The organism is Corallococcus sp. AB045 (genome assembly GCF_003668895.1).
Lineage (GTDB): Bacteria > Myxococcota > Myxococcia > Myxococcales > Myxococcaceae > Corallococcus > Corallococcus coralloides.
The window spans coordinates 15,527-40,862 of sequence record NZ_RAWN01000065.1 but is presented as its reverse complement, the minus strand read 5'-3'; the positions used below and the strand labels follow the sequence as shown (position 1 = coordinate 40,862).

The 25,336-nt window shown below is 69.4% G+C and carries 19 protein-coding genes; 13 read left to right on the top strand and 6 right to left on the bottom strand.

The window, feature by feature from the left end; all coding sequences use genetic code 11:
- The first annotated feature begins 29 nt into the window (after positions 1-29).
- The 9 genes from D7Y21_RS17655 to D7Y21_RS17615 all read left to right on the top strand — a co-directional run bounded on the left by D7Y21_RS17655 (position 30) and on the right by D7Y21_RS17615 (position 12,630).
- Entirely contained in the window at positions 30-1,124 is a 1,095-nt protein-coding gene (locus tag D7Y21_RS17655; RefSeq protein WP_120619352.1) for an ABC transporter ATP-binding protein, read from the top strand.
- Positions 1,125-1,144: 20 nt separating this feature from the next.
- Entirely contained in the window at positions 1,145-2,368 is a 1,224-nt protein-coding gene (locus tag D7Y21_RS17650; protein WP_121714554.1) for an extracellular solute-binding protein, read from the top strand.
- Positions 2,369-2,381: 13 nt separating this feature from the next.
- A complete protein-coding gene (locus D7Y21_RS17645; protein ID WP_121714552.1) occupies positions 2,382-4,430 on the top strand; it encodes a carbohydrate ABC transporter permease in 2,049 nt (682 codons plus the stop codon).
- A gap of 3 nt (positions 4,431-4,433) precedes the next feature.
- Positions 4,434-5,321, top strand: a complete 888-nt coding sequence (locus D7Y21_RS17640; protein ID WP_120566979.1) for a sugar ABC transporter permease — start codon at positions 4,434-4,436, stop codon at positions 5,319-5,321.
- A 57-nt stretch (positions 5,322-5,378) separates the two neighbouring features.
- Entirely contained in the window at positions 5,379-6,347 is a 969-nt protein-coding gene (locus D7Y21_RS17635; protein WP_120566980.1) for a glucodextranase DOMON-like domain-containing protein, read from the top strand.
- 142 nt (positions 6,348-6,489) lie between these two features.
- Positions 6,490-8,691 carry a hypothetical protein gene (locus D7Y21_RS17630; protein WP_120566981.1) on the top strand — a complete coding sequence of 734 codons (2,202 nt, stop codon included), beginning with the start codon at positions 6,490-6,492 and terminating at the stop codon, positions 8,689-8,691.
- Positions 8,692-8,837: 146 nt separating this feature from the next.
- Positions 8,838-9,920 (top strand): glucodextranase DOMON-like domain-containing protein, encoded by a 1,083-nt coding sequence (locus D7Y21_RS17625; RefSeq protein WP_158627306.1) that lies wholly within the window; start codon positions 8,838-8,840, stop codon positions 9,918-9,920.
- Between the two features lie 81 nt (positions 9,921-10,001).
- Positions 10,002-11,363, top strand: coding sequence for an AHH domain-containing protein (locus D7Y21_RS17620; RefSeq protein ID WP_121714548.1), 1,362 nt, complete (start codon positions 10,002-10,004; stop codon positions 11,361-11,363).
- A 127-nt stretch (positions 11,364-11,490) separates the two neighbouring features.
- A complete protein-coding gene (locus tag D7Y21_RS17615; RefSeq protein ID WP_233612161.1) occupies positions 11,491-12,630 on the top strand; it encodes an imm11 family protein in 1,140 nt (379 codons plus the stop codon).
- On the opposite strand, the gene D7Y21_RS17610 is transcribed toward D7Y21_RS17615, so the two are convergent.
- The gene (locus tag D7Y21_RS17610) at positions 12,627-14,291 is read right to left on the bottom strand and encodes an alpha-amylase family glycosyl hydrolase (protein ID WP_121714544.1); all 1,665 of its coding nucleotides are present in this window, start codon (positions 14,289-14,291) and stop codon (positions 12,627-12,629) included. The two genes, D7Y21_RS17615 and D7Y21_RS17610, sit on opposite strands and share 4 nt — an antisense overlap.
- Before the next feature lie 90 nt (positions 14,292-14,381).
- Here D7Y21_RS17610 and D7Y21_RS17605 point away from each other — a divergent pair, with 90 nt between their 5' ends.
- On the top strand, positions 14,382-15,716 hold the full coding sequence (locus D7Y21_RS17605; RefSeq protein WP_121714564.1) for a DUF4032 domain-containing protein: 1,335 nt from the start codon (positions 14,382-14,384) through the stop codon (positions 15,714-15,716).
- Positions 15,717-15,718: 2 nt separating this feature from the next.
- Here D7Y21_RS17605 and D7Y21_RS17600 read toward each other — a convergent pair whose 3' ends face one another.
- On the bottom strand, positions 15,719-17,551 hold the full coding sequence (locus D7Y21_RS17600) for a metallophosphoesterase (RefSeq protein WP_199724622.1): 1,833 nt from the start codon (positions 17,549-17,551) through the stop codon (positions 15,719-15,721).
- A gap of 166 nt (positions 17,552-17,717) precedes the next feature.
- Between D7Y21_RS17600 and D7Y21_RS17595 the strand changes: the two genes are divergently transcribed.
- Both D7Y21_RS17595 and D7Y21_RS17590 read left to right on the top strand, forming a co-directional pair.
- Positions 17,718-18,173 carry a thioesterase family protein gene (locus D7Y21_RS17595; RefSeq protein ID WP_120567018.1) on the top strand — a complete coding sequence of 152 codons (456 nt, stop codon included), beginning with the start codon at positions 17,718-17,720 and terminating at the stop codon, positions 18,171-18,173.
- Between the two features lie 83 nt (positions 18,174-18,256).
- Positions 18,257-19,474 carry a GAF domain-containing sensor histidine kinase gene (locus D7Y21_RS17590; protein ID WP_121714542.1) on the top strand — a complete coding sequence of 406 codons (1,218 nt, stop codon included), beginning with the start codon at positions 18,257-18,259 and terminating at the stop codon, positions 19,472-19,474.
- On the opposite strand, the gene pfkB is transcribed toward D7Y21_RS17590, so the two are convergent.
- Entirely contained in the window at positions 19,475-20,431 is a 957-nt protein-coding gene (gene pfkB, locus D7Y21_RS17585; RefSeq protein ID WP_120566987.1) for a 1-phosphofructokinase, read from the bottom strand.
- Complete coding sequence (gene ptsP / locus D7Y21_RS17580) at positions 20,428-22,923, bottom strand: phosphoenolpyruvate--protein phosphotransferase (RefSeq protein WP_121714540.1); 2,496 nt, start codon at positions 22,921-22,923, stop codon at positions 20,428-20,430. The genes pfkB and ptsP overlap by 4 nt, the downstream gene beginning before the upstream one ends.
- A gap of 228 nt (positions 22,924-23,151) precedes the next feature.
- Between ptsP and D7Y21_RS17575 the strand changes: the two genes are divergently transcribed.
- The gene (locus D7Y21_RS17575; protein WP_120578983.1) at positions 23,152-23,922 is read left to right on the top strand and encodes a bifunctional 2-polyprenyl-6-hydroxyphenol methylase/3-demethylubiquinol 3-O-methyltransferase UbiG; all 771 of its coding nucleotides are present in this window, start codon (positions 23,152-23,154) and stop codon (positions 23,920-23,922) included.
- Here the strand turns inward: D7Y21_RS17575 and D7Y21_RS17570 are convergent.
- The gene (locus D7Y21_RS17570) at positions 23,903-24,139 is read right to left on the bottom strand and encodes a hypothetical protein (RefSeq protein ID WP_120566990.1); all 237 of its coding nucleotides are present in this window, start codon (positions 24,137-24,139) and stop codon (positions 23,903-23,905) included. The two genes, D7Y21_RS17575 and D7Y21_RS17570, sit on opposite strands and share 20 nt — an antisense overlap.
- Before the next feature lie 58 nt (positions 24,140-24,197).
- Positions 24,198-25,331, bottom strand: a complete 1,134-nt coding sequence (locus D7Y21_RS17565; protein ID WP_121714538.1) for a hypothetical protein — start codon at positions 25,329-25,331, stop codon at positions 24,198-24,200.
- Positions 25,332-25,336 lie beyond the last annotated feature (5 nt).

The window sequence follows — 25,336 nt, the reverse complement described above, 5'->3', positions numbered from 1 at the left end:
GCGAGCGGGGCTCTTGCTGGAGAACCTAGATGGCCGGCGTGTCGTTCAAGGACGTGGCGAAGCGGTACGGAGACGTGTCGGTCATCGAGGGGCTCAACCTCGATATCCGCGACCATGAGTTCATGGTCCTCGTGGGGCCGTCCGGTTGCGGCAAGTCCACGGCGCTCCGGATGATCGCCGGCCTGGAGGAGATTTCGGGAGGCACCATCTCCATCGGTGAGCGCGCGGTGAACGCGCTGCCGCCGAAGGACCGGGACGTCTCCATGGTGTTCCAGAACTACGCGCTCTACCCGCACATGTCCGTGCGGCAGAACCTGGAGTTCGGCCTCAAGATCCGCAAGACGCCCAAGCCGGAGATGGACAAGCTGGTGGACGAGGCGGCGGAGATCCTCGGCATCACGCACCTCCTGGACCGCAAGCCCAAGGCGCTGTCCGGCGGCCAGCGTCAGCGCGTGGCCCTGGGCCGCGCCATCGTGCGCAAGCCGGCGGTGTTCCTCTTCGACGAGCCGCTCTCCAACCTGGACGCGAAGCTGCGCGTGCAGATGCGCTCGGAGATCAAGAAGCTCCAGCACCGGCTCCAGGTCACGTCCGTCTACGTCACGCACGATCAGATCGAAGCGATGACCATGGGCCACCGCATCGCGGTGATGAAGGACGGCAAGCTCCAGCAGCTGGGCACCCCGCTGGAGGTCTACGAGAAGCCGGTCAACGTGTTCGTGGCGCAGTTCATCGGCACGCCGCCCATCAACATGCTCACCGCCACGCTGGACGCGGACGGCGCGTCGCTCACCGGTGACGGCTTCAAGCTGCCGGTGCCGCAGAAGCTGCGCGCGGCCACGGCGGGCAAGGGCGGCCGCAAGGTGAAGGTGGGCCTGCGCCCGGACAACGTCCTGCCCGCGGGCACCGCCGCGCGCGGTGAGTCCGCGCCCGCGGAGGCGCGCGTGGAGCTGGTGGAGCCGCTGGGCAACGAGCTCATCGTGCACGCCCGCCTGGGAGACAACCCGCTGGTCTTCCGCCTGCCGCCCCAGGCCACCCCGGAGCCCGGCGCCGCCCTTCCCGTGACGGTGGAGCTGGAGTCCCTGCACCTCTTCGACGCTGAATCCGAGCTGCGGCTTTCCGTTTGATATCCCGGAGGATTTTCCCAATGACGCACCTGCGAACGTTGCTCGCGGCCCTCTGTCTGTGCGCAGTCGGCCTGTTGCCCGTCCCGTCCTTCGCCGCCACGGAGCTGGTGCTCTGGCACGCCTACCGCGCGGAGGAGAAGGCCGCGCTGGAGAAGGTGGTCGCCGAGTACAACAAGGCCAACGAAGGCAAGGTCAAGGTCACCACGCTGGCGGTGCCCTACGACGCCTACGCGGACAAGATTTCCGCCACCGTGCCGCGCGGCAAGGGCCCGGACCTCTTCATCTTCGCGCAGGACCGCCTGGGCGGTTGGATTGAAGCGGGCAACACGGTGGAGCCCATCGACTTCTTCCTGGATGACGCGACCAAGAAGCGCTTCATCCCCACGACGATGGAGGCGATGACCTACCGCGGGACGGCGTATGGCCTGCCGCTGAACTACAAGGTCATCACGCTCATCTACAACAAGAAGCTGGTCCCCACGCCGCCCAAGACGTCCGGCGAGATGGTGACGATGGCCAAGAAGCTCACCGACGCGAAGGCGGGCCGCTTCGGTCTGGCGTACGCGTACAACGACTTCTACTACCACGCGGCGGTGATGAACGGCTTCGGCGGCGGCGTGTTCGACGCGAAGAACACCCCCACGATGAACTCGCCCGCCAACGTGAAGTCGGTGGAGCAGGTCCTCAAGTGGAAGAACAAGGACGGCATCCTCCCCGCGGAGCCCTCCAGCGCGCTGATCACCTCGCTCTTCAACGAGGGCAAGGCCGCGATGGTGTTCTCCGGCCCGTGGTTCCTGGGCGAGGTCTCCAAGGACGTGGAGTACGGCCTGGCGCGGCTGCCCACGCTGGATGAGAACAAGGGCACGCCGATGAAGCCCTGGATGACGGTGGAGGGCGTGTACGTGGCCGCCCCGTCGAAGAACAAGGAAGCGGCATACGACTTCGCGAAGTTCCTCACCGACGCGGGCCCCGGCAAGACGCTGGCCCTGGAGGGCCGTCAGAGCCCCGCGAACCAGGCGGTGTACCAGGACGCGAAGGTGTCCGCGGATCCGCTGCTCAAGGCGATGAAGGACCAGGTGGACGTGGCGGTGCCCATGCCCAACCTGCCGGAGATGTCCATGGTCTGGACCCCGGCCACCAGCGCGATGAACACCGTGTTCAAGAACACCGCCACCCCCAAGGCGGCGTTGGACGCGGCCCAGAAGAGCGTGGCGAAGGACGTCGCCGGCCTGCGCAAGAAGTAAGTGAGGAGCTGAAGTGAGCCAGAACGCCCCCCAGCAGCCCCCTTCCGCGGCCGGCGCCCCCACGCCGGTCTCCACCGCCCCGAGCCATTCCGCGCCGGACCCTTCGGCTTCGGGACCCGCCGGCCGTGCGGGCGGCTACCGGGGGCGAGTGCTGGTGGGGCTCGCCCTGGCGCTGGGCGTGTCCCTGTTCCTGGCGCACGGCCTGCTGGCGCGCGCCAACCAGGAGCGCGCGGCGGAGCGCGAGCAGCGCACCGCCACCGTGTCCCTGCTGGGGCTGGCGGACCTGGTGCAGCGCGCGGGAGGCACGGGCGACGGCGTGAAGGCCGTGGTGGCGGGCTGGCCGGGCGTGCCGGGCAGCTCCGTGCGCGTCATCGCCTTCAGCGGCATCAAGCTGGAGGCGTCGACCTTCCCGGATGACACCGGGGACAAGGCGGCGCCGCGCCGGCTGGTGCGCGAGGAGAAGCCGCTGTACGACCGAGGCCAGCGCCTGCGCGCCGCGGTGGAGACGAACCGCGAGGAGGGCAGCGCGCGCAAGGCGGAGGTGGAGTCGGAGCTGCTCGACAACGGAGCGAGCCGGCTGCTCTCCGCGCCCGTGGAGGTGGACGGGCAGGTGGTGGGCTCCGTGGAGTCCCTCACCCCGGCGGTGGTGAAGGGTGAAACGCCTTCCTGGACGCCGGTGCTGCTGGCGTTCCTGCTGCCCTTGGCTGCGTGCGCGGCGGCGGTGTTCGCGCTGTCGCGTCAGGGCGTGCGTGTGGCGGTGGCGGCGGCGCTGTTCCTGGCGGGCCTGGGTGGCTACACCGTCTATTCGCTGCGCGCGCTGGACGCGGAGCTGCGGCAGACGGAGGACGCGGTCAGCGCGGAGCTGCGCACGCGCGGCGAGAAGGCCCAGGCGCTCATCACCGCCAACAACCTCAACGCGGAGCCCGCGCTCAAGCCCGGCGCGTGGGACGCGGATTCCATGCGCCGTCCGCTGGGGCGGCTGACGGAGTCCGGGGCGCCGGATGAGGCCCGGCTCGCGGCGGCGGGCGCGCAGGTGCGCGGCAACGCGAGCAAGGCGCTGGGCGCGCTGGGCGTGGTGGGGCTGGCGGTGCTGCTGTTCATCGGCCTGGGCGCGCTGCACCGCGCGGTGGCCACGGCGGTGGAGTTCCGGCAGGCCTACGCATACATCCTGCCCGCCATGGTGGGCATGGTGGTGCTGGTGTTCTTCCCCTTCGCCTACGGCATCACGCTGTCGTTCACGGACGCCAACCTCTACAACAGCAGCCAGCCGCTGTCGGAGTTGTGGGTGGGCTTCCGCAACTACGTGGACATCCTGGGCGACTTCAGCTTCGCGAAGACGGCGGCGGACGGCTCGCTGGTCTTCAACTACCTGAACTTCTACTACACGCTGCTCTTCACCATCGTGTGGACGGTCACGAACGTGACCATCGGCGTGACGGTGGGCCTGCTGCTCGCGCTGGCGCTCAACGTGCCGAATCTGAAGATGCGGCCGGTGTACCGCGTGCTGCTCATCCTGCCGTGGGCCATGCCCAACTACATCACCGCGCTCATCTGGAAGGGCATGTTCCACCAGCAGTTCGGCGTGGTGAACCACGTCATCCGGATGTTCGGTGGGGACGGCCTGGCGTGGTTCGACTCGCCGCTCACGTCGTTCTTCACGGCGCTGGCCACCAACGGCTGGCTGTCCTTCCCGTTCATGATGGTGGTGTCGCTGGGCGCGCTCCAGTCCATCCCGGGTGAGCTCTATGAAGCGGCGCGTGTGGACGGCGCCAACCGGTGGCAGCAGTTCACCGCCATCACGCTGCCCGCGCTGAAGCCCGCGCTGGTGCCGGCGGTCATCCTGTCGGTGGTGTGGACCTTCAACATGTTCAACATCATCTTCCTGGTGACGGGCGGCGACCCGGGCGGCTCCACCGAAATCCTGGTCACGCAGGCGTACAAGTTCGCCTTCGAGCGCTACCGCCACGGCTACGCGGCGGCGTACTCCACCGTCATCTTCGGCATCCTGCTGATCTACAGCATGGTGCAGAACCGCATGAGCCGCGCCACGGAGGCCGCGTAACCCATGGCGCTCTTCTCTGAACGTCGCGAGGGCATCTCCCACCTGCCGCTGCACGTGGTGCTGGTGACCTTCACCCTCTTCACCATCTACCCCATCCTCTGGGTGGTGAGCCTGGCCTTCTCCGGCAAGCAGAGCCTGGCCATCGCCACGCTGCCGGAGAACCCCACCTTCTGGGACCGGCTGCGCGCGGTGACGCCGTGGCCGGAGACCTTCAGCGTCTCCAACTTCGCGTCGGTGATGTCGGATCAGCCGTTCGCCAAGTGGATGCTCAACAGCGCCATCGTGGCCATTGGCACCACGGTGCTGGGCGTCTTCATGGCGTGCACGGCGGCGTATGCCTTCAGCCGCTTCAAGTTCCCCGGCCAGCGCGCGGGCATGATGGCGTTCCTCGTGTCCCAGATGTTCCCGGGCACGCTGATGCTGATTCCCCTCTACATCATCCTGGTGCAGTGGCTGGGCCTGGGCAGCAGCCGGCTGGGCCTCATCATCGTGTACGCCACCACGTCCATCCCGTTCAGCGTGTGGATGCTCAAGGGCTACTTCGACACCATCCCCAAGGACCTGGAGGAGGCGGCGCTGATGGACGGCGCGTCTCCGGGGCGCATCTTCTGGAGCATCATCCTGCCGCTGGCGAAGCCAGCGGTGGCGGTGACGGCGCTGTTCAGCTTCATGACGGCGTGGAACGAGTTCATCCTCGCGGCGACGTTCATGGACCAGGAAGCCATGTACACGGCGCCGGTGGGCCTGCGCTTCTTCGTGGGCGGCTTCAGCCAGCAGTGGGGCTACTTCGCGGCCGGCTCCATCATCGTGTCCGTGCCCGTCGTGTTCCTCTTCCTCTTCCTGCAGAAGTACCTCGTCTCCGGGCTCACCGCCGGTGGCGTGAAGGGTTAGTCCCGCGGTCTTTCTTCGCAGTCCTTTCGTCTGTCGTTGCAAGGAGCAAGCACCCCCATGATCAACCCCCGCATCGCAGTCCTCACCCTGGCCGCTTCCCTGTCCGCGGCGCCGGCCCTGGCCGAGAAGGTGCAGTTCAAGGACCCCACCGGCGACGACAAGGGTCCCGGCAAGTACACCTACCCGACGGACCCCGTGTACAAGCCGGGCTCGTTCGACCTGACCGGCTTCAAGCTGGACCAGGGCGGCAACAAGACGGACGTTGAAATCCAGCTGAAGGCGTCGCTGGAGAACCCCTGGAAGATGGCGGACGGCTTCTCCGTGCAGGAGGTCTTCATCTTCATCGACACGGACCACAAGGTCGGCAGCGGCTTCACGGACAGCCCCCCGGGCCTGAACGTCTCCTTCGCGCCGGAAGACGCGTGGGACAAGGTCATCATCATCTCGCCGCAGGGCTCGTCGCGCGTGCGCGCGGAGGCCAACAACAAGGCCGGCGCGATGAAGGGCGCCGTCGTGGTGCCCACCAAGGTGCGCGCCTCCGGCAACAAGATCACCGCCACGGTCATGAACTCCGACCTGGGCGCCGGTTCCCCCTCCACGTGGGGCTACCAGGTCGTGATGCAGTCCAACGAGGGCTTCCCCGCGGAGAACGACCTGCTCACCCGCCGCGTCAACGAGTACGAGGGCCAGCACCGCTTCGGCGGCGGCTCCGACTTCAACTGCGATCCGCACGTGATTGACGTGCTCGCGGGGCAGGGCAAGGGCGACAGCTCTGAAATCAAGGCTCAGTACGACATGCTCGCGTACGAGTGCGCCGGTGACGGTTCCGCAACGAAGAAGGCCACGCTGAAGATGGTCTCCGGCGAGAAGCGCCCGGCGGCGCAGGGTGGCGCGGCGGCGGCGGCTCCGGCTCCGGCTCCCGAGGCGGCGCCCGCGGCTCCGGCCCCGGCTCCGGCGCCCACGCCGGCCGCTCCGGCTGGAACGTCGGTCGCTCCGGCGCCGACGACGGCCACGCCGACGAAGTAGTCGGTGGCGGACTGTTCAAAACAGTCTGTTTCAAGGTTTGATGCAGCACGGGGAGGGCTGCCGCGGAGGTCCCGCGGCGGCCCGGGAGAGGGGATGACCCCCCTCTGGTTCAAAGCTTTCTGAGAAGGGTTTTCCGGACATCATGAAGAATCGCAAGAACGTGGTGCGGGGAGCGTGTGCGCTCACCGTGGCGGTCGGCCTCATTCCTGGGGCGGCCATGGCACAGGACAGCGGCCCCAAGCTCACCATTGGTGGCACGACCTATACGAAGTACCTCTGGGGCACGCAGCGCGACCAGGGCGCGCTGTACAACTTCACCACGGTGCCCGGTGAAGGCTACGGCGACAACGGCATTGGCACGGAGCTGGAGCTGCTGCTGAACGCGAAGATCTCCCCGCAGGTGGAGGTCAACGGCCGCATCCACAGCCGCTTCAACCAGAACTTCTGGACGAACTTCGGCGGCTTCGGTGGCCGGAACCCGCCGACGCCGCCCTGCACCGCGGGCGACTGCGGCGAGTTCGATCCGCGCTCCAACCAGTACATCAAGCTGCGTGGCATGTCCGTGACGCTGCGTCCGGGCTACCTCATCGACTCGGCGCTCATCGGCGCGACGGACCTGGGCCAGTTCGACCCGTTCGTCATCGGCCGCGTCCGTTACATCGACCGCGACAACGCGGCGGCCATCATGCTGCAGGGCTCCAACTTCGAGCGGCGGCTCACGTGGGACGCGGCGCGCATCTCGCTGCCCCGTCTCTGGGCGGGCCCGGGCTTCAGCACGGGCGCCTTCCACGCGCGTGACGCGGCGTACGGCTTCCAGGCGAAGTTCACCCCGAACGAGCTCTTCGACGTGGGCGGCATCTTCCAGTACGCCAACGACCAGGAAGTGAACCCGGAAGACACCAACCTGGACGACGGCCGCGACCTGACCCCGCGCTACCGCAACGGCGTGGGCGGTCTGAAGGCGGGCCTGCACATGGGTTCGTGGCTGGACGTGCGCGGCGCCGTGTACTCGTCGTACTCCAACGCGGACCCCGTGCTGTCGGACAAGAGCTTCGGCGTGGGCGGCTACAGCGCGGTGCTGGCAGGCCGCCACACCGACCAGACGTACATGCTGAACGCGTCCCTCAACGACCCGCTGGACGTGGGCCTGTCGCTGAACTTCCAGCTGTTCAGCATCGGCGCGGACTACATGGCCGTGATGGCCAGCCGCCGCGAGGCGGACGTGCTCCTCACGGAAGGTCACGACGGCAGCTTCGCGTTCCCCGGTCCGTCCAACGCGGCCTACGGCATCTACAAGGGCAACCCCACCCGCATCGGCTACGGCGGTTGGACGAGCGAGGCCCAGCAGGTCGCGACCATCAACGTGGACAACGACTTCACGGACTTCGACGAGCCCATGGCGGAGACGGCCATTGGCTGGAAGGGTGTGACGGCAAACCCGGTCTACACGAACGGCGCGCTGGAGCTGGGCGGTGAGTATTCCTTCATCACCTACAACACCAACTGGCAGGCGTACGGCAGCGCCGACAAGGCGCTGGGCGACAGCCAGTACCCGGGCACGGAGCTGGACTCCGGCGTAGGCCACAACTTCCGCACGGCCTACCAGCCCTTCCAGGACAAGAAGACGCACCTGGTCGCGCTGCGCGCCAAGTACGTGGTGGACGTGCTGAAGGGCATCGATGTGTTCGGCAAGTTCAAGTACATCCACGAGACGGACAAGCGCCTGAACGACCCGCGCTTCCTGCCGTACGAGTCCGGCTCGTGCGTGGGCGGCGGCGTGGCGTGCGACAACTCGCTCCGCAAAGAGTACAGCCCGGGCAACAGCACCGCCGACCTCTACCGCAACCCGGACGTCATCACGAACAGCCAGGGTGACACGGGCTACCAGTTCAAGCCGTTCGACAACATCGCGGACGACGACCGCCTGCTGGACTACACGACGTTCACGGCTGGCGCGGGCTACCAGTTCACGGACGACCTGTACGTGTCCGCCAGCTACTCCAAGTTCTTCGCGGACCTGCTGGACGGCAACACGGCGTTCCAGGCGTACAACAACCACGAGATGGCGTCCGGCAAGCACAACAAGAACCAGGTGCTGGTGAAGGCGCGCTACATCCTGTCCGGCGTGGAGTTCGGCCTGGAGGGCCAGTACGCGTTCGGCACCTTCCGTCCTGACTTCGGCGACGGCTACGTGGTGCAGTACGCGGACGACACCATCGCGGCCGACCACGGCGTGGCGGTGGGTTCGCGCGGCTTCACCAACCGCAACAGCGGTTGGAACAGCCTGGAGGAGCGCAACTTCGAGCACATGCGCGTCAAGGCGTTCATGAAGGCGCAGTTCTAGTCACCGCGCGCTCCGCTTCGGGCGGGGCACGGGGTTGATGAGAGAGGGAGCCCGGGGCGCCTGTGAAGGCACTCCGGGCTCCTTGCGTTTGGGGCACCGCGCGATACACCTGACGGGCGTTCCCTTCGTGCATGAGGTGCCCCCCGATGTTCGTGCGTTCTCGCGTGTCCGCGCTCCTGCTCGCTTCCACCCTGGCCGCGTGTTCCGGCGGCAAGACGCGCGAGGATGCGCTGCTGTTCCGGCTGACGGATCCGGTGGGGGATGACCACGGCGACGGCGAGCTGCTGTATCCGCGCCGCACGGACCTGGGGCGGGGCGACCTGGACGTGGTGTCGGTGGCGGCGTTCGCGGACGGCGAGGCGACGCGGTTCGAAGTGACGTTCGCGCACCCCATCGCGAAGCCCTCGCGCGCGCAGTCGGTGGACCTGGAGGGCGCGACGGTCGCGGAGCGGGCGCGGCACGGCTTCTACACGTTCAACGTGGACCTGTACGTGGACCAGGACCGGGCGCCCGGCTCCGGACGCACGGACACGCTGCCGGGGCGCGGGCTCACGCTGGCGGCGGACTCGGGGTGGGAGAAGGCGGTGGTGCTGACGCCGCGTCCCTATGAGGCGCGTGAGGCGCTGCGCAAGGCCAGGCGGCAGGCGGCGCTGGAGGCGTACGAGAAGAAGACCGGGGGGATTGGCGGCAAGGTGGAGGCGGAGCTGAACGCTGCCACGGAGAAGGAACTGGAGGCGCGGGTGTTCTTCCCCACCCTCATCCAGGTGAGCGGGCGCACGGTGGTGTTCCAGGTGCCGGACCGCTTCCTGGGCGGACACGCGAGCGCGGACTGGGGCTACGGCGTGGCGGTGACGGGCGCGACCATCGAGCGGCGCGTGGCGCTGGGCGGGCTGTTTGGCGGGGACACGTCCGCGAACACGCGGCTGATGGCGATGGGAATCGTGCCCGGGGAGCCGCCGTCCGCCGACCGCTTCGGCGGTGGGCGCAAGGGAGACCCAGCGCAGTCCCCGGTGGTGGACCTGCTGGTGGCGCAGGGGACGACGCAGGAGGAGGTGCTGGGGCCCACGAGGCCGGCGTGGAGCGCGGTGGTGCCGTCTGGGAGGTCGGTAGCCGTGGCTGCTCCGGAGGCGGGCACGGTGGAGGACGCCGGTGTGCCCGTGGACGTGCCGGACGCGGGGCCCGGGGTCGAGGACGCCGGAGTCGTGGGTCCTTCGTCGCCCGCCCCGTGACGGCCGGTTCCCGCGCTGTGCTCGGGAGGTCCTGGTTGCGGTGAGTCCGCGCGGCCGAGGATGGGTGCTTGGGAGGCATCCATGTCTTCGTGCCGGAGCTGGGCGGTCGCGGTGCTGCTGTTGCTGCTGGGCACGGGGTGTTCAGCGACGCGCGGCGTCCGGCTGAAGACGGGGCAGGGTGCGCCGGTCGTCCATGTGCCTCGGGCGGAGGTCGAGCCCGTGGAGTTGGACGAGGACGCGTTCACGGACGCGGTGCGGACGCTGGCGGAGGATGCGCCGGTGTCCTCGCTTCCTCGTGAGGATGCGTATCGGCTGTTCGCGGGTTCGTTCTCCTCGAAGGCCTATGCCCATGTGCGTGGGCGCTTGGGGCTGGTCTCCGTGGAGGAGCCTTCTCGGGCTCGGCTGCTGGGGGACGACTCGGACTGGGAGCTGGCGAGCGCTTATGGGCGGTGGTGCCAGCGCAAGCAGACACCGGGGGACTGTCTTCAATTGCTGGAGGCGGGTTCCACGCTGGATGAGGACGGGCGGCGTTCGCTGGCGTTCGCCATCGCGCTGGATTCAGTGTGGGAGGAGACGTCGGAAGCGCTGGTGGGGATGACGGATCAGCGCGCCGTGCTCACGGCCATCGTCGCGACGAGCACGGTGTACCTGGCGTTGTGGTTGATGCCCGAGCCCGTGTCTAAGGGCATCGCGGCGACAATGACGGTGGTGCTCATTGCCTACCTGGGCATCGACACGGTGTGGAACCTCATCCAGGGCTGGATCGAGTTGTCCGAACACGCTCGTGTCGCCCGGTCGTTCGATGAGCTTCGCGATGCGGGGGAGGAGTACGGGGAGGTGATGGGGAAGAACGCGGCGCGAGCGTTCGTGATGCTGGCGCTGGCGGCGGTGGGCAGCACGGCGGAGACGTTCGCGGCGAAGGTCGCCACGCTCCCGGGTTCAGGGCAGGCCTCGCTGGTGGCCGCGGAGATGGGTGGCTTCCGGCTGGGCGCGGCGGCGCAGGTGGAGTCCGCGGCCGTGTCCTCCGAGGGCGTCGTCACCCTGGTGCTGGCGCCGAACGCGGTGGCGATGTCCGCGCGGGATGAGAAGAGTCCCGTCGCGACGGGTGTGGATGTAAAGGGGCAGGAGCACCACATCGCATCCAATAAGTTCTGGAACGCCACGAATCGCGGTGGCCCATGGTCACCGAAGTTCCAGGAAATCTTCGATAAGGCGGGGATGTCACTCGACGATGCCGCGAATAAAGTGAGCGTGCCGGGGCATCGAGGTCCACATCCGGAGGCGTATCACCAGAAGGTTTTCAAGGTGCTGCGGGATGCGACGGAACCATGCAGAACCATGCAAGACTGCCGCGTCGCCTTGACGAAGGCACTGCGAAGGCTCGCGAGCCAGATTCAAGCAAAAGGGACGGACTTGAATCGATGGGTCACCGGCTTGGAGTGACATAGGAGCGCCGCCCATGCCGACGCACTATTTTGAACTCTACGAGCATGTCGCAGAAGGGTTCTGGTGCCTGGGGCATCCGCTTGATGCTCAGAGGCGAGAGCTCGACGACCCATGGCAATTCAGTGTGGGCGAGCCTGCCCACTTCAAGGGGCTGATCAGGCTCCCGCTAAGCCTGGAGGGAGAATCCCGTGACTTCTCCCACGCGGCGTTCGGTACTCCGGTGGTCAATGCGAAGCTGGCCGCACTCTTCCAGGAGCTGGCTCCCCATGACGTGGAGGTGATTCCCGTTGCGGTCGACGGCCACGCAGGGCCGTACTTCATCCTCAATGCCCTCCGTAAGTTCACATGCATCGATACCGAGGCTTCCGCTGAGGTGGACTACTGGACCGAGGAGGATGGGCTTCCTGAGAAGGTTGGGAAGCTCTTCTCCATCTCGGGCATGCGCATCGACACGTCGAAGGTAGGAGACGCGAAGGTATTCCGTCCGTCGGAGTGGAAGGGCTCGTTCATCGTCTCCGAGGACATCAAGGACGCGATGGAGCGCGCGGGCATCACGGGCGCGAAGTTCGAAGCGGTCACGGGGCCGACGACCTTCGATCCTGTGCGGCGTGCGGAGACGAAGAGGCGAGGCGAATTGTGGGACCAAGCACGCATTGCCCGTCGTTCGGTGTGGCGAGGGCTCGGCACCATGTCCGACGACCTCTACATCCCTCCTGTCGTGGGCGGTCCGTGGCCCGGCGAGCGTCAGAACTGGATTGCCGTCCGTCGTCCTGACGGCGGCATGCTCATTGTCACAGACGGCCTGTCCGACCCATTCAACGACATCCTGGACCGTCCCACCGCCGGCTTCGGATTGGAGCTCGCCATCGAGACTCCGGAGCCGCTCGGGGAGGTGTGGAAGAGCTGGCCGGTGCACCTGCTCGAACGTGTCGCCTATGAGGTCGCTGAGTTCGAGAAGCTCCGCGTCCGACTGGCCAACGGCACGCTGTCCATGGAGGTCGACGGCGTGGGCATGCCCGAAACCCTCGTCACGTCCGAGGGCCGTGTGGCCGTGCTCATCGGCATGGAGACGGACTCGCTGCCCTCGCGCTTCACGCTTCCCGGAGGCGAGGTCCGGCTCCTCACCGTGAAGGTGCTGATGCCCGCGGAGCTGAAATGGCTGCTCCAGCAGGGCACGGGCACAGGGGCGGAGCTCATCCGCCGCTTCACGGCCGCGGGAGAGACGCACCTCTCCCGCTCATGGCGTCAGCCTGTCGTCAGCTAGCGCAGCCGCCAGATGCCCGTGGAGCGCGCGGGGATGCTGGCTTTCCACGCTCCCGTGCCACCCGTGAGCGTCGTCACGCCGGCGTCCAGGAACAGCGGCTCCGCCGTGGTGGCCTCCACGTCGAACGGGCCCACCGACTCCTGCGAGGTGGAGAAGTTGTGGACCACCAGCACCTGCTCGTCGTCCAGCGTCCTCACGAACGCGAGCGTGCGCGACATACCCGTCGTCGCCGTGAACAGCCGCAGTCCTCCGTTGCGCAGCGCCTCCGAACCCTGCCGCGCGTGGATGAGCGACCGGTAGCGCGACAACAGCGAGCCCGGGTTGCTCCGCTGCGCCTCCACGTTCGCCGTCTCCCTTCCGCTGGAGAACGCATACCAGGGCGAGCCCGTGGTGAAGCCTCCGCCCGCCGCCGCGGACCAGGGCATCGGCGTGCGCTTGGACTCGTCGTTGTTGGCGTTGCCGTTCCCCAGGCCCACCTCCTCGCCGTAGTAGAGGAACGGCGCGCCCGGCAGCGTCAGCAACACCGCCGCCGCCAGCCCCAGCTTCGCTCCGTCGTTGGAGAACTGCGTCGCCAGCCGCACATGGTCGTGATTGGTGAGGAAGGGCGCGTCCGCCACACCGGCCGGATAGTTGTTCTTCATCTCCAGCAGCTTCGCCGCCACGCCCCCGCCGTTGCCCGCGTTGATGCCTTCAATCACCCGCGTGGACATGGGGAAGTTGAAGTTGAGCGGCAGCTCGTCCCCGCCCGGCACCGTCGCCGTGGAGCCGTAGTACTTCGCCACCGATGGCGTCTCGCTCCAGTTCTCGCCCACCAGTACCGCGTCCGGCTTCACCGAACGCACGTGCGCGGAGAACTCCTTCCAGAACGCGTGCGTCTCCGGCGTGTCCGCCTGCCCCGCGCCGCCGCCCGTCTCGATGAGGTAGCGCGCGGCATCCAGCCGGAAGCCGTCCACGCCGCGCTGGAGCCACAGCGTCGCCAGGCGCTTCATCTCCTCGCGCACCGCGGGCGTCTGCATGTTCAGGTCCGGCATGCCGCCCCAGAAGACGCCGTAGTACCAGCCGCTGTCCTGCCGGTGCCACGTGCCGGTCTGCGAGTAGATGTCCCAGGGCTGCTTCCAGCCCGGGTCGCTCGCGCGCCACTGGTACCAGTCGCGCTTCGCCGACTGCGCCGAGGACGATGAGTCCACGAACCACGGATGCGATGCGCCGGTGTGGTTGATGACGAAGTCGAGGATGACGCGCATGCCCCGGCGGTGCGCCTCGTCACACAGCCGCTGCAGGTCCTCCAGCGAGCCGTACGCCGCCTGGATGCGCTCGTAATCCGTCACGTCGTAGCCGTGGTAGCTGGGCGACGCGAACACCGGCATCAACCACAGTGCGTCCACGCCCAGGTCGTCCGTCGTCGCCGGGTTGCCGTCGTTCAGGTAGTCCAGCCGCGAGATGAGCCCCGGCAGGTCGCCCACTCCGTCGCCGTTGGAGTCCTGGAAGCTGCGGACGAACACCTCGTAGAACACCGCGCCCCGGTACCACGCGTCTCCCGCGGGCGCGGCGAGCGTGATGCTTCCTGGCGCGGACGGGGTCGGCGCGGGCGTAGGCGAGGAACCGGCGCAGGCCGACAGCAGGGCCGCGCTGCAGAGGGAGAGTCCGCGGAGGGGGCGCATGGCGTCTTCCTCTAACAGCGAACGTTCCACGCGAGCCAGCGCACCCCCCGGATGAAGCGCGCTCACCCGGACGGTAGGCTTGTGGCCAACATGTCTCACCCTCCTCGCCGCCTTCATTCCCTGCATATCCGGCAGGGGCACCCGGACTTCCTCGACCTTCCGTGGGAGCTGCCGCTGGAGGCGTGGACGGAGCGTTCACCGCGCGTGGTGGAGGTGCCGCGCGGTCTGTCCCGGCACGTCGTGGTGTTCGTCAGCTACGGCGCCACCATCTACGCCTTCAAGGAGACGCCCGCGCGCGTGGCGCAGCGCGAGTACGACCTCTTGCGCGGCCTGGAGGAGCGCCGGCTGCCGTCCGTGGTGCCCGTGGGTCTGGCGGTCCAGACGGAGGAGGGGCTGGAGGCCTCGCCCGGGGACAGGCCCGGGCTGCTGATCACCCAGTACCTCGCGTCGTCGCTGCCTTACCGCGCGCTGTTCATGCACCAGGGATTGGAGCGCTACCGGTCGCGGCTCCTGGACGCGATGGCGGGCCTGCTGGTGCGGCTGCACCTGGGCGGTTTCTTCTGGGGTGACTGCTCGCTGTCCAACGTGCTCTTCCGCCGCGACGCGGGCGAGCTGCAGGCGTACGCGGTGGACGCGGAGACGTCCGAGCTGCACGAGCAGCTCTCCGCCGGTCAGCGGGAGATGGACCTCCAGATCATGGAGGAGAACATCGCCGGAGGCCTGGCGGACCTGGCCGCTCGCGTGGAGCTGGCGGAGGAGCTGCCCCAGGAGCTGGAGGCCTGGCAGGAGACGGCCGCGAGCATCCGCCAGCGCTACGAGCGGCTGTGGGCCGAAATCAACCGCGAGCTCATCCTCCAGCCGCACGAGAGCTACCGCATCCACGAGCGGATCCGCACGCTCAACGACCTGGGCTTCTCCGTGGGCGAGGTGGAGCTGCTGGCGAGCGGGCAGGGCAGCCAGTTGCGCATGCGCACCATCGTCACCGACCGCGAGTACCACCGGCACCAGTTGCACTCGCTCACCGGCATCGTCGCGGAGGAGCGCCAGGCGAGCCTGCTGCTCAACGAGATGCAGGAGATGAAGGCCACGCTCACGCGCAAGCTGGACCGCAGCGTGCCCCTGAGTGTGGCCGCGTTCCGCTGGCTGGACGAGCGCTACCACCCCACGCTGTCACGCCTCCAGAAGGACCTGGGCCGCGCGGCCGACACCGCGGAGCTCTACTGCCAGGTGCTGGAGCACAAGTGGTTCCTGTCCGAGCGCGCGAAGCGTGACGTGGGCCTGGACGCCGCCGTGCAGGACTACGTGACGCTCACCCTCAAGCAGCCCGGCATCGCTCCGTTGCTCGAGGACGCCTCACGGGTCGCGAGCTCCAGCGCGGAGGCCGATGCACCGGGCGTGACTCCCGCCGAGCGCTCGTCCGGGTAGCGTCAACGGCAGACGCGGATGGGCGGCTCGATGAGGAACGGCTCGGTGGCGTTCGGGTCGTCCGGGTCGAACGCGGGCGACATGGGCCCCGCGCCGGTGGGCTTCCACTTGCGCGGCACTCGCTCCAGGCCCACGGGGTAGATGGTCAGCGCCCCGTCCTTCCCGATGCGCATGCGCAGGAAGTTCTTCCAGTCCGGCAGCGCGAGCGAACCGAAGGCCTCGTTGGAGTGCGCGCCGAAGAAGTTCACGCTCAGCCAGAGGTACAGGCCGGTGATGAACGGGCCCACGAGGAAGCCGCCCACGAACGTGAACGTGCAGGAGAAGAAGAACTTGCCCGCCAGGTGCAGCCAGCCGTCCGCGCAGTGCGCACCATCCGGTGACAGCACCGGACACACGCCCAGCTTGCTCACCGTGAAGTACGTGGCTCCCCAGGCGACGAAGAACGCCGCCACGATGTGCGCCACGCCGTGCAGGCTGCCCAGGAGCGCGCGCCATTTCCCCAGCGCCGCGTCCGCCAGCCCCGCGAGTCCTCCCACCGTCACCATGCCGAGGATGAGCGTCCACGGCCGGTTGACCATGCTGTTGGCCACCGCCGTCACCACCTCCGGCAGGCGGGAGAGGCCCATCGAGCCCACCTCCGCGTAGGCCGCCAGCGCGAGCAGCAGGTACCACAGGCCGGTGATGAGCCCGAACAGCGGGCTGTAGCGGATGAGGAACAGGTTCTTGCGCGCGAGCTTCCGCGACGTGGCCTCGTCCGGGAAGCTCTTGCGCAGCGTGGAGCCGTCTCGCAGCACGGGCGCCGCGGGCGCGTGCGTGGGGTGCATGAAGGCTCCGCCTCCGCCCGCGGTGATGCGGTGCTGGCCGGTGTCGTCCTCGTGCCGGCGGTAGTGGTGCAGGTCGCCCGCGAGGAATACAGCGATGCGCCGCCCGAGCACCTTCTCCTCCAGGTACTCCAGGTTGTTCTCCAGGTAGCTGCCCTTGGCGCGCCGCGCGGCCGCCGCCAGCACCCACGCGGGCTCCGCGTTGCAGAGGATGACGCGGTCGTCCGGGCCCATCTGCTCCGCGACCTGGCGGAAGTACTCCACCTGGGGCACGTCGATGTCGCTGTTGAGCTGCACGTCCGTGCCGATGAGCCACCAGTTCTTCGGCAGCTTCAGCGCGAAGTAGCTGCGGCTCTGCCGCGTGCGGCGCCCGGCCACCCAGCGCTGCGCGCAGAACAGCCGCATGAAGGCGGACAGGCCGTCGTACCAGTCGTGGTTGCCCGGGATGACGAACAGGTCCGGGTGGGGCGCCTGCGAGCGGCGCATGGCGGCCTCGTAGGGCTGCACCGTGCGCTCCTCGTACGTCTCGCGGCTGGCGCCCGGGTAGACCTCGTCCCCTCCGAATACCAGCACGCGGCCTCGCGGCGTGACGTGCGCTGTCTTGCCGTCCTCTTCCGGAAGCCGGAGCTCCGGCTGCGCCAGCAGGCGCGCCACCGCGTAGGTGGAGTCCCAGCCGTCGCCGATGTCGGAGACGTAGTCGAGCCAGAAGTCGCCGTCCGCGCCGGACTCCTCCGAATAGTCGAAGTAGGGCTGCTGCGGCCGCACCACCGCTTCGATGAGCCGGTGGTCCGCTCTCGCGCCGAACACCGTGGCCACCACCGCGTCCAGGCCCGTGCGCAGCACCTGCCCGGGGTGCAGCCAGCGCACCATGTCCGCGTGCTTCTGGGGCCTGGTGGCGGTGGCGGTGCCGCGCTCGCGCACCAGGTGCGGCGGGGGATTGGGGCCCGGCTCCTCCCATGGCGCGGGCGGGTCGTAGCGGCTGTCCTCTTCTGGCCGCGTGGGCTCACCGGCCATGGCGAGGACCCGGGACGGCGGAGGGATGGGACGGGGCGGCGGGCGGCGCCAGCGTGGACCGGAGAGCCATGGACCCCTGGCTTAGCATGCCTGTGCGGGACTCCTGGAGAGCAGGCAGGCGTGGTTTCCGTTCCCTGGCGGGATGGTCCCTGCGACCCTGGGGCGCATGTCGAACGCCTCCCTGAAGGACTTCCCCGTCGTGGTGCCCTTCCCCGTGCACTGGAGCGAGATGGACGCGTACGGGCACGTCAACAACGCCCGCACGTTCACCTGGTTCGAGTCCGCGCGCATCGCGTACATGGCCCGCATCGGGCTGGTGGGTCCGACCGCCGCGGGCGCGGACACGACGACCGCGGACGGGGTGGGGCCCATCCTGGCCAACACGCACGCGGACTACCTCAAGCCGGTGGTGTTCCCGGTGAACCTGGTGGCGGGCGCGCGCGTCACGCGCGTGGGCACTTCCTCCATCACCTTCGAGCACGTCGTGGCGGGCGCGGACGACGGGGTGCTCTACACGCGCGGCGGTTCCATCGTCGTGACGCTGCGCTACGCCACGCATGAGAAGGTGCCGGTTCCCCCCGGGGTCCGGGCGGCCATCGAGAAGCTGGAGGGCAGGTCCTAGACCGGGAGTGTGGATGGGGGGCCTTGTTCCAGGGTCCAACAGCGTCAGGCCCATGCGACGCGTACGCTGAAGCGGAGCGACACATGTCTCCAACTCCCTCCGCGAACCCCCGCCTCCGCGTCGCCAACCCCCTCACGGCGGACGTGGAGGCCGTGGGCCGCATCGACGCGGTGAAGACGGTGCTGCGCATGTTGACGCGCACCACGGGGCTGCGCCTGGCGGTGGTGGCGCGCGTGACGCCGGAGTCGTGGACGTGCTGCGCGGTGCTGGACGAGCTGGGCTTCGGGCTGAAGGCCGGAGACACGCTGGCCGTCAGCACCACGTTCTGCGACACGGTGCGGAACCTGGGGACGCCGCTGCGGGTGAACCGCGCGAGCACGGATCCGCGCTTCGCGGACCACCCCGCGCCGAAGATGTACAACGTGGAGAGCTACGTCGCGGTGCCGCTGTACCGGCGCGGCGGGGAGTTCTTTGGCGTGCTGTGCGCGCTGGACTCGGAGCCGGCGGACCTCTCCGACGAGGTGCTGGAGACCTTCCGCCACCTGGGCGACCTGGTGGGCTCCCAGCTGGAGCAGGAGGAGGCGCTCACCGAGCGTGACTCGCAGCTGATGGGCGCCCAGGAGGCGTCGGTCCTGCGCGAGCAGCTGATGGGCATCGTCAGCCACGACCTGCGCAACCCGCTCAACGCCATCTCGCTGGCGGCGGCGACGCTGATTCGCAGGACGGACCTGGATGACCGGGCGCGCCGGGGGCTGCGGCGCATCCTCGATTCGTCGGACCGGGCGAACCGGCTCATCCGCGACCTGCTGGACTTCACCCACGTGCGCACGGGCATGGCCCTGCCGGTGAAGCCCCAGCCCATGAACCTGCATGAAGTCGCCGAGCAGGTGGTGGACGAGGTGCGGCTCACCGCGCCGGGACGCTCGCTGGACCTGGTGTGCGAGGGCCGCGGGCAGGGGCGCTGGGATCCGGATCGCATCGCGCAGGTGCTGACCAACCTGCTCACCAACGCCGTGCAGTACAGCGGGGCGGAGGCCTTGATTCGCGTGGAGGCGCGCGGGGACGAGCGGGAGGTGGTGCTGGCGGTGACGAACCCGGGGACGCCCATTCCGCCCGCGCTGCTGCCCGTGCTCTTCGAGCCGATGACCCGGGGCTCCACCGAGGGCAGCGAGCACCGCAGCGTGGGGCTGGGCCTCTTCATCGTGGATCAAATCGTCCGCGCGCACGGCGGCGCGGTGGACGTGGTGTCCACCCAGGAAGCGGGCACCACCTTCCGGGTGCACCTGCCGCGCGGCTGTTGATCAGCCCGTGCCCAGCGGGTGCATCCGCACCGCGCGGAGCAGCTCCGCCACGCGCTCGGGGGCGGGGGGCACCGGGCCCACCTTCGCGAGCTTCCCCGCCGCGAAGGCCGTGCCCCTCCGGGCGCAGGTCTCCAGGTCGTGGCCTTCCAGCCTCGCCGCCAGCACGCCCGCGAGCAGCGCGTCGCCCGCGCCCACGGTGCTCGCCACCGCCACGGGGGGCGGCAGGGCCCGCCAGGCGCCGTCGTCCGACACGAACAGGGCGCCGTCCGCTCCCAGCGACACCACCACCAGCCCGATGCCTGTCGCGTGCAGCTCGCGTGCGGCCCACGCGATGTCGCCCGCGTTCCTCAGGGGGCGTTCGACCAGCTCTTCCAACTCGTGCGTGTTCGGCTTCACGAAGTCGGGCCTCGCGGCCACCGCGTGGCGCAGCGGCGCTCCGCTCGTGTCCACCGCCACCACCGCGCCCTTCGCTCGCAGGCGCTCCGTCAGCGTGGCGTAGATGGACGCGGGCACTCCCACCGGCACGCTGCCGGACAGCACGAAGCAGCCGTTCTCCTCCGCGAGCGCATCCAACGTCGCCAGCAACGCGCCCAACGCCTCCTCCGGCACGCGCAGGCCCGGCAGGTTCAGGTCCGTCACCGCGCCGCTCGTGCGGTCCACGACCTTGATGTTCACGCGGCTGGAGCCCGGCAGCCGGAGGCAGCGGTCCTGGATGCCTCGCTCGCGGAACAGCGTCTCGAACAACGGCACCGTGTCCTCGCCCAGGAAGCCCGTGGCCGTCACCGGACGCGTGCCTTGCGCGAGGAAGGCCGCCACGTTGATGCCCTTGCCTCCCGGCGTGCGTGTCTCCGCCACCACGCGGTTCACCGCGCCCGCCGTGAACCCCGGACACTCCAGTGTCTGGTCGATGGCCGCGTTCAACGTGACCGTCACCACGCCCGGCTTCGTCGGCCTCACGCCTTCGCTCCCTTCCGGGCCAGCAGGCCGCGCACCAATCCTCGCACCTCGGAGGCGTTGCCGCACTCCAGCGCGGCCTGGGCCACGTCTTCCGCGTCCGCCATGGAGATGCCCCTCAGCAGCGCCTTCACCGCCGGGATGCTGGGGATGGCCACGCTCAGCTCCGTGACGCCCAGGCCGGACAGCACCACCGCGCCGGACGGGTCTCCCGCGATGCCGCCGCACGCGCCCACCCAGATGCCCGCCTTCCTCGCCGCCTTCACCGTGAGGTCCACCATGCGCAACACCGCCGGGTGCAGGCCGTCCGCCCGGGACGCGAGCACCGGATGCTGCCGGTCCATGGCCAGCAGGTACTGCGTCAGGTCGTTGGTCCCGATGGAGAAGAACGACACGTCCCGCGCCAGCTGCTCCGCCATCATCACCGCCGAAGGGACTTCCATCATGATGCCCGTCTCCACCGGATCCGCGCCCACCTCGCGGCGCACGGACTCGGTGATGGCGCGGGCCTTCGCCAGCTCCTCGGGCATCGCCACCATCGGATACATGATGCGGACCGGGCCCTCCATCGACGCGCGCAGGATGGCGCGCAGCTGCGTGCGGAACAGGTCCTCCCGTTCGAAGCACAGCCGGATGCCGCGCATGCCCAGGAAGGGATTCGTCTCCGCCGGCAGGGACAAATACGGCACGTGCTTGTCCCCGCCGATGTCCAGCGTGCGCAGGATGAGCGGCAGGCCGTTCAGCGCGCGCACCATGGTGAGGTACGCGTGGAGCTGCTCCTCCTCGCCGGGCGGCTCGTCGCGCTGGAGGAAGAGGAACTCCGTGCGCATCAGGCCCACGCCCTCGCCGCCCGCGTCCACGGCCTTGCCCGCCTCCGCGGCCTCGCTGATGTTCGCGGCCACCTCCACGCGCCTGCCGTCGAGCGTGATGGCGGGCCGGTAGCGCTCCAGCTGCTCCTGCTTGCGCCGTAAGCGGATCCGCTCGCGCTGGTGCGCGGCCTTGGCCCTGTCCCGCGCCGAAGGCCTCACGACGAGCACGCCCGCGTCGCCGTCCAGGATGCAGTGCTGCCCGTTGCGCAGGTCCAGCACCGACGGCCCCACCGCCACCACCGCCGGCAGGTCGAGCGAGCGCGCGATGATGGCCGTGTGCGACGTGGTGCCGCCGCCCGCCGTGCACAGGCCCAGCACCATGGCGGGGTCCAGCTTCGCGGTGTCCGACGGCGTCAGGTCCTCCGCCAGCAGCACCACCGGATGATCCGGGAAGGTGGGCTCGCCCTCCAGCACCCGGGCCAGGGGCCGCAGCACGCGCCGGCCCACGTCCCGCAGGTCGGCGGCCCGAGCGGCCAGCACCTGTTCGTCCATCGCGGCCAGCGCCTGCGCGCGGCTCTCGAAGACGCGGTGCCAGGACGCGCCCGCGCTCAGGCCGGTGTCGATGAGGCCGTGCGACTCCCTCAACATCTCCGGGTCGTCGAGCAGCTCCAGGTGCGCCTTGAAGATGGCGGCCCGCTGCGCTCCTGCCTTCTGGAGGAAGCCTTCGTGCAGCTGGCGCAGCTCCGCCGCCGCTCCGGCCAGGGCCGACTCCAGCAGCTGATGCTCCCGCGCGGCGTCGGCGGCCCACTCCTCCACCTCCAGCCGTTCGCGCTGGAAGGCCCACACAGGCCCGGCCGCGATGCCCGGCGACGCGGACAGGCCCGCGACCAGCGTCCCCTCGTAGTCGAGCACGGCGGCGGGCACGGGCTCCGGTGCCAGTGCGCGAGCGGCGGGAGGCTCCTCGCCCAGGCCGACGTCGAAGGCTTCTTGCAGCGCGAGGAGCACCGCCGCCGCGTCGTCCCCCGCCGCGGTGAGCGTCAGCCTGGAGCCGCCCCGAGCACCCAGGCGCAGCAGCGACAGGAGGCTGCGGGCGTCCGCCTGCCGTCCCTCGTGGTGGACGGTGACGTCCGCGCGGAAGCGGCGCACCACCTCCACCACCGCGGTGGCGGGGCGCGCGTGCAGGCCGTCCGGTGAAGGGGAGAGGACCTGGAGCGAGAGGCCTTCGAACGCGGGAGCGTCCTGCTGCTCCGGCAGGGCGCCGGAGCCCTGGAGCGCCTGGATGATGGCGGCCGCGTCCAGGGTGGAGGCCAGGGCCACGGCCCGGGCCTCGTCGTCCAGCACGCCGGTGAGGCTGGCGAGCACCTGGAGATGTTCATCGGACTGCGCCGCGATGCCCACCACGAGGTGCGCATGGCCGTCCTCGCTCCAGACGACTCCGGCGGGGAACTGCACCACGACGACGCCCGTCTGGTGCACGAGGTGGCGCGCCTCCGGCAGGCCGTGCGGAATGGCGATGCCGTGGCCGAGGAACGTGGCGGACACCTGCTCGCGCTTGAGCATGCTGTCGACGTAGTCGGGCGAGATGAAGCCGGACTCCACCATCACCTGTCCGACCAGGCGGATGGCCTCCGCCTTGTTGGTGGCGGACCATCCCAGGCGGACCTGTGACGGCGTCAACGACAGCATCGGTGCTCCTTGCCTCTGGTGCGCGCGAGCTTCACGCGGGGAACGACGGTGCATCCTGCCCGGTGTCCGCCCACGCCCGCGCGGGCGTCCCGAGCCCCGTCTTCCGGGTAACAACCCACAGAGGAGAAGACCTCCCGGCCCCCACGTGGCTCCGACATGACGGACAGGCGACGTCCAGCATCCGCGCGCGTGACGGCCCGCATGGGGGTGTTAAAGGAGGAAGCCGTCATGTCTGACAGCGTCCTGGACTTCTACGAAGGGCTGGCCGAGGAGTACCACCTGCTCTTCGCGGACTGGGAGCAGTCGGTGGACCGGCAGGGCGCGGTGCTGGACGCGCTCCTGCGCCGCTCGGGAGCGCCGCCGCCGCGCCGGGTGCTGGACTGCGCGTGCGGCATCGGCACGCAGGCGCTGGGGCTGGCGGCGCGGGGTTATTCCGTGCACGCCACGGACCTGAGTCCCTCCGCGGTGGCGCGCGCGGAGCGGGAAGCCCGCGCCATGCACGTGAGCATCACCACCGGCGTGGCGGACATGCGGATGCTGGACTGGCAGGTGCCGGGCACCTTCCACGTGGTGATGTCCTGCGACAACGCGATGGCGCACCTGCTGGAGGACTCGGACCTGGACGACGCCGCGACCGCGATGGCGTCGCGCCTGGTGCCCGGGGGCCTGCTGGTGGCGAGCCTGCGCGACCACTCGGCGCTGCTGGAGAAGCGGCCACGCTTCACGGCGGAGCGCGTGCTGGACACGCCGCTGGGCCGCCGCGTGCTGTTCCAGGTCTGGGATTGGGCGGTGGATGAAAGGCAGTACACGGTGCGCCAGTTCATCCTGCGTCAGGAGTCCGGCATCTGGCACACCACCGAGCACACCGGCGTCTACCGCCTGCTGCAACCGGTGGAGCTGGAGCAGGCGCTCACCCGGGCAGGGCTGGTGGATCCGCGTTGGTACACGCCGGAGGAGACGGGCTTCAATCAGCCGCTCATCACCGCGCGGAAGCCCTGAGCATCGCGGGGAGGAGCGGCGCCGCGTGACGGCGCACGGTGTCCGCGGCCTTCCACCACACGCGGGCCTTGTGCGCCCCGGCTTGCAGCGTCTCCATCAGGTGCAGGGACGGCATCAGCGCGAGCAGGAGGTGCAGGGCCAACAGCCAGCCCAGCCCTTCCCGGACGAACGACGGGAGCGGCTTCGACTCCTGGGACGGAGCTGACGACCTGTCCATGGCACCCCTCTTGACGACAGTTGTAGTCATGAGCGATATGCCATGGCTACAGTTGTAGTCAAGGGGCCTTGTCGCGGGGCAGGGCCCAGACGTCTTCATCCGGCCGGTAGGCGCGGGCGTCCTTGCCGGCGGTGCCGTGGGCCTTGGTGTCGAGCAGGCCCGCGTGCCAGAGGTTTTGTTTGAGTTTGAAGACGGTGGACGGGTTGATGTCCGGCCCGCGCAGCCCGGGCTTGAGCGTCCCGGAGGGGTCCGCGAGGAAGAGGGCTGTCGCCAGCGCCGGGTCGTCGTGGCCGGCCGCCACGGCCAGCTCCGGCAGCGTGAGACTTCCGCCGTGGTCCGTGAGGGTCCGGTGGATGAGGCGCACCGCGGGCTGACGGATGAGGACGAAGCGCGCCACGGCGGCGAAGGCCGCGTGCACGTCCAGCAGGCGCTTGCGCTTGTCGTAGCGGGTGTCGGGGTCGAACTGGAGCGCGGCCAGGAGGTCGGCCACGGTGCGGCCTTCGAGCGTGGGTTGCCAGTCCAGGTCCAGCAGCCCGAGCGTGTTTGCGCCGGTGGCAGCGTGGCGCCGCGAGCTGTCGCTCCCCAGGTCCTTCCAGTGCGCGGCGAGCGACTTGATCAGCTCCCCGGTAGGAGCACCCCGGTCCGCGAGGAACGCGGCGGCGAGGTAGTTGAGCGGATGATTGAGCTGGAGGCTGCGCGCGGCGGGGACGCCTTCGAGCAGCGAGGAGGCCTGGCTGACGGCCCGGGGCAGCGGGGTGGGGTCCGCGGGCGGAATGACCTCCACCCAGTGCTTCGCGTCCCGGGCGAGGATGCCGACTCCGATGCTGCGCGCCTGGTTCAGGGTGGGGGCGCGGAGGTCGGCGGCGGAGGCCGGCAGCGCGAGGTACGCGTGATGGACGCCCGCGCGGTAGCTGTGCGCCTGGCCCAGGCCCTGGACCCAATCCCTTTCAGAGGCCTTCACCTCGATGCCCGTGACGAGGACGCCTTCGGGCCGCGCCACGCTGCACAGGATGTCCGGCCGGGTGCCCTCCAGCGTGAGCCGCGTCATGGGCTCCAGGTCCCGGGCGAACGGGCTGCGGACATACGAGGGATGCGCATCCACCAGCAGGTGCAGGACGCGCGACTTGCGCAGCCCATGCGTGAGCAGGTGGTGCTTCAGCTCGCGGACGACCCTGGCTTCGGCGTGGGGCATGCGGC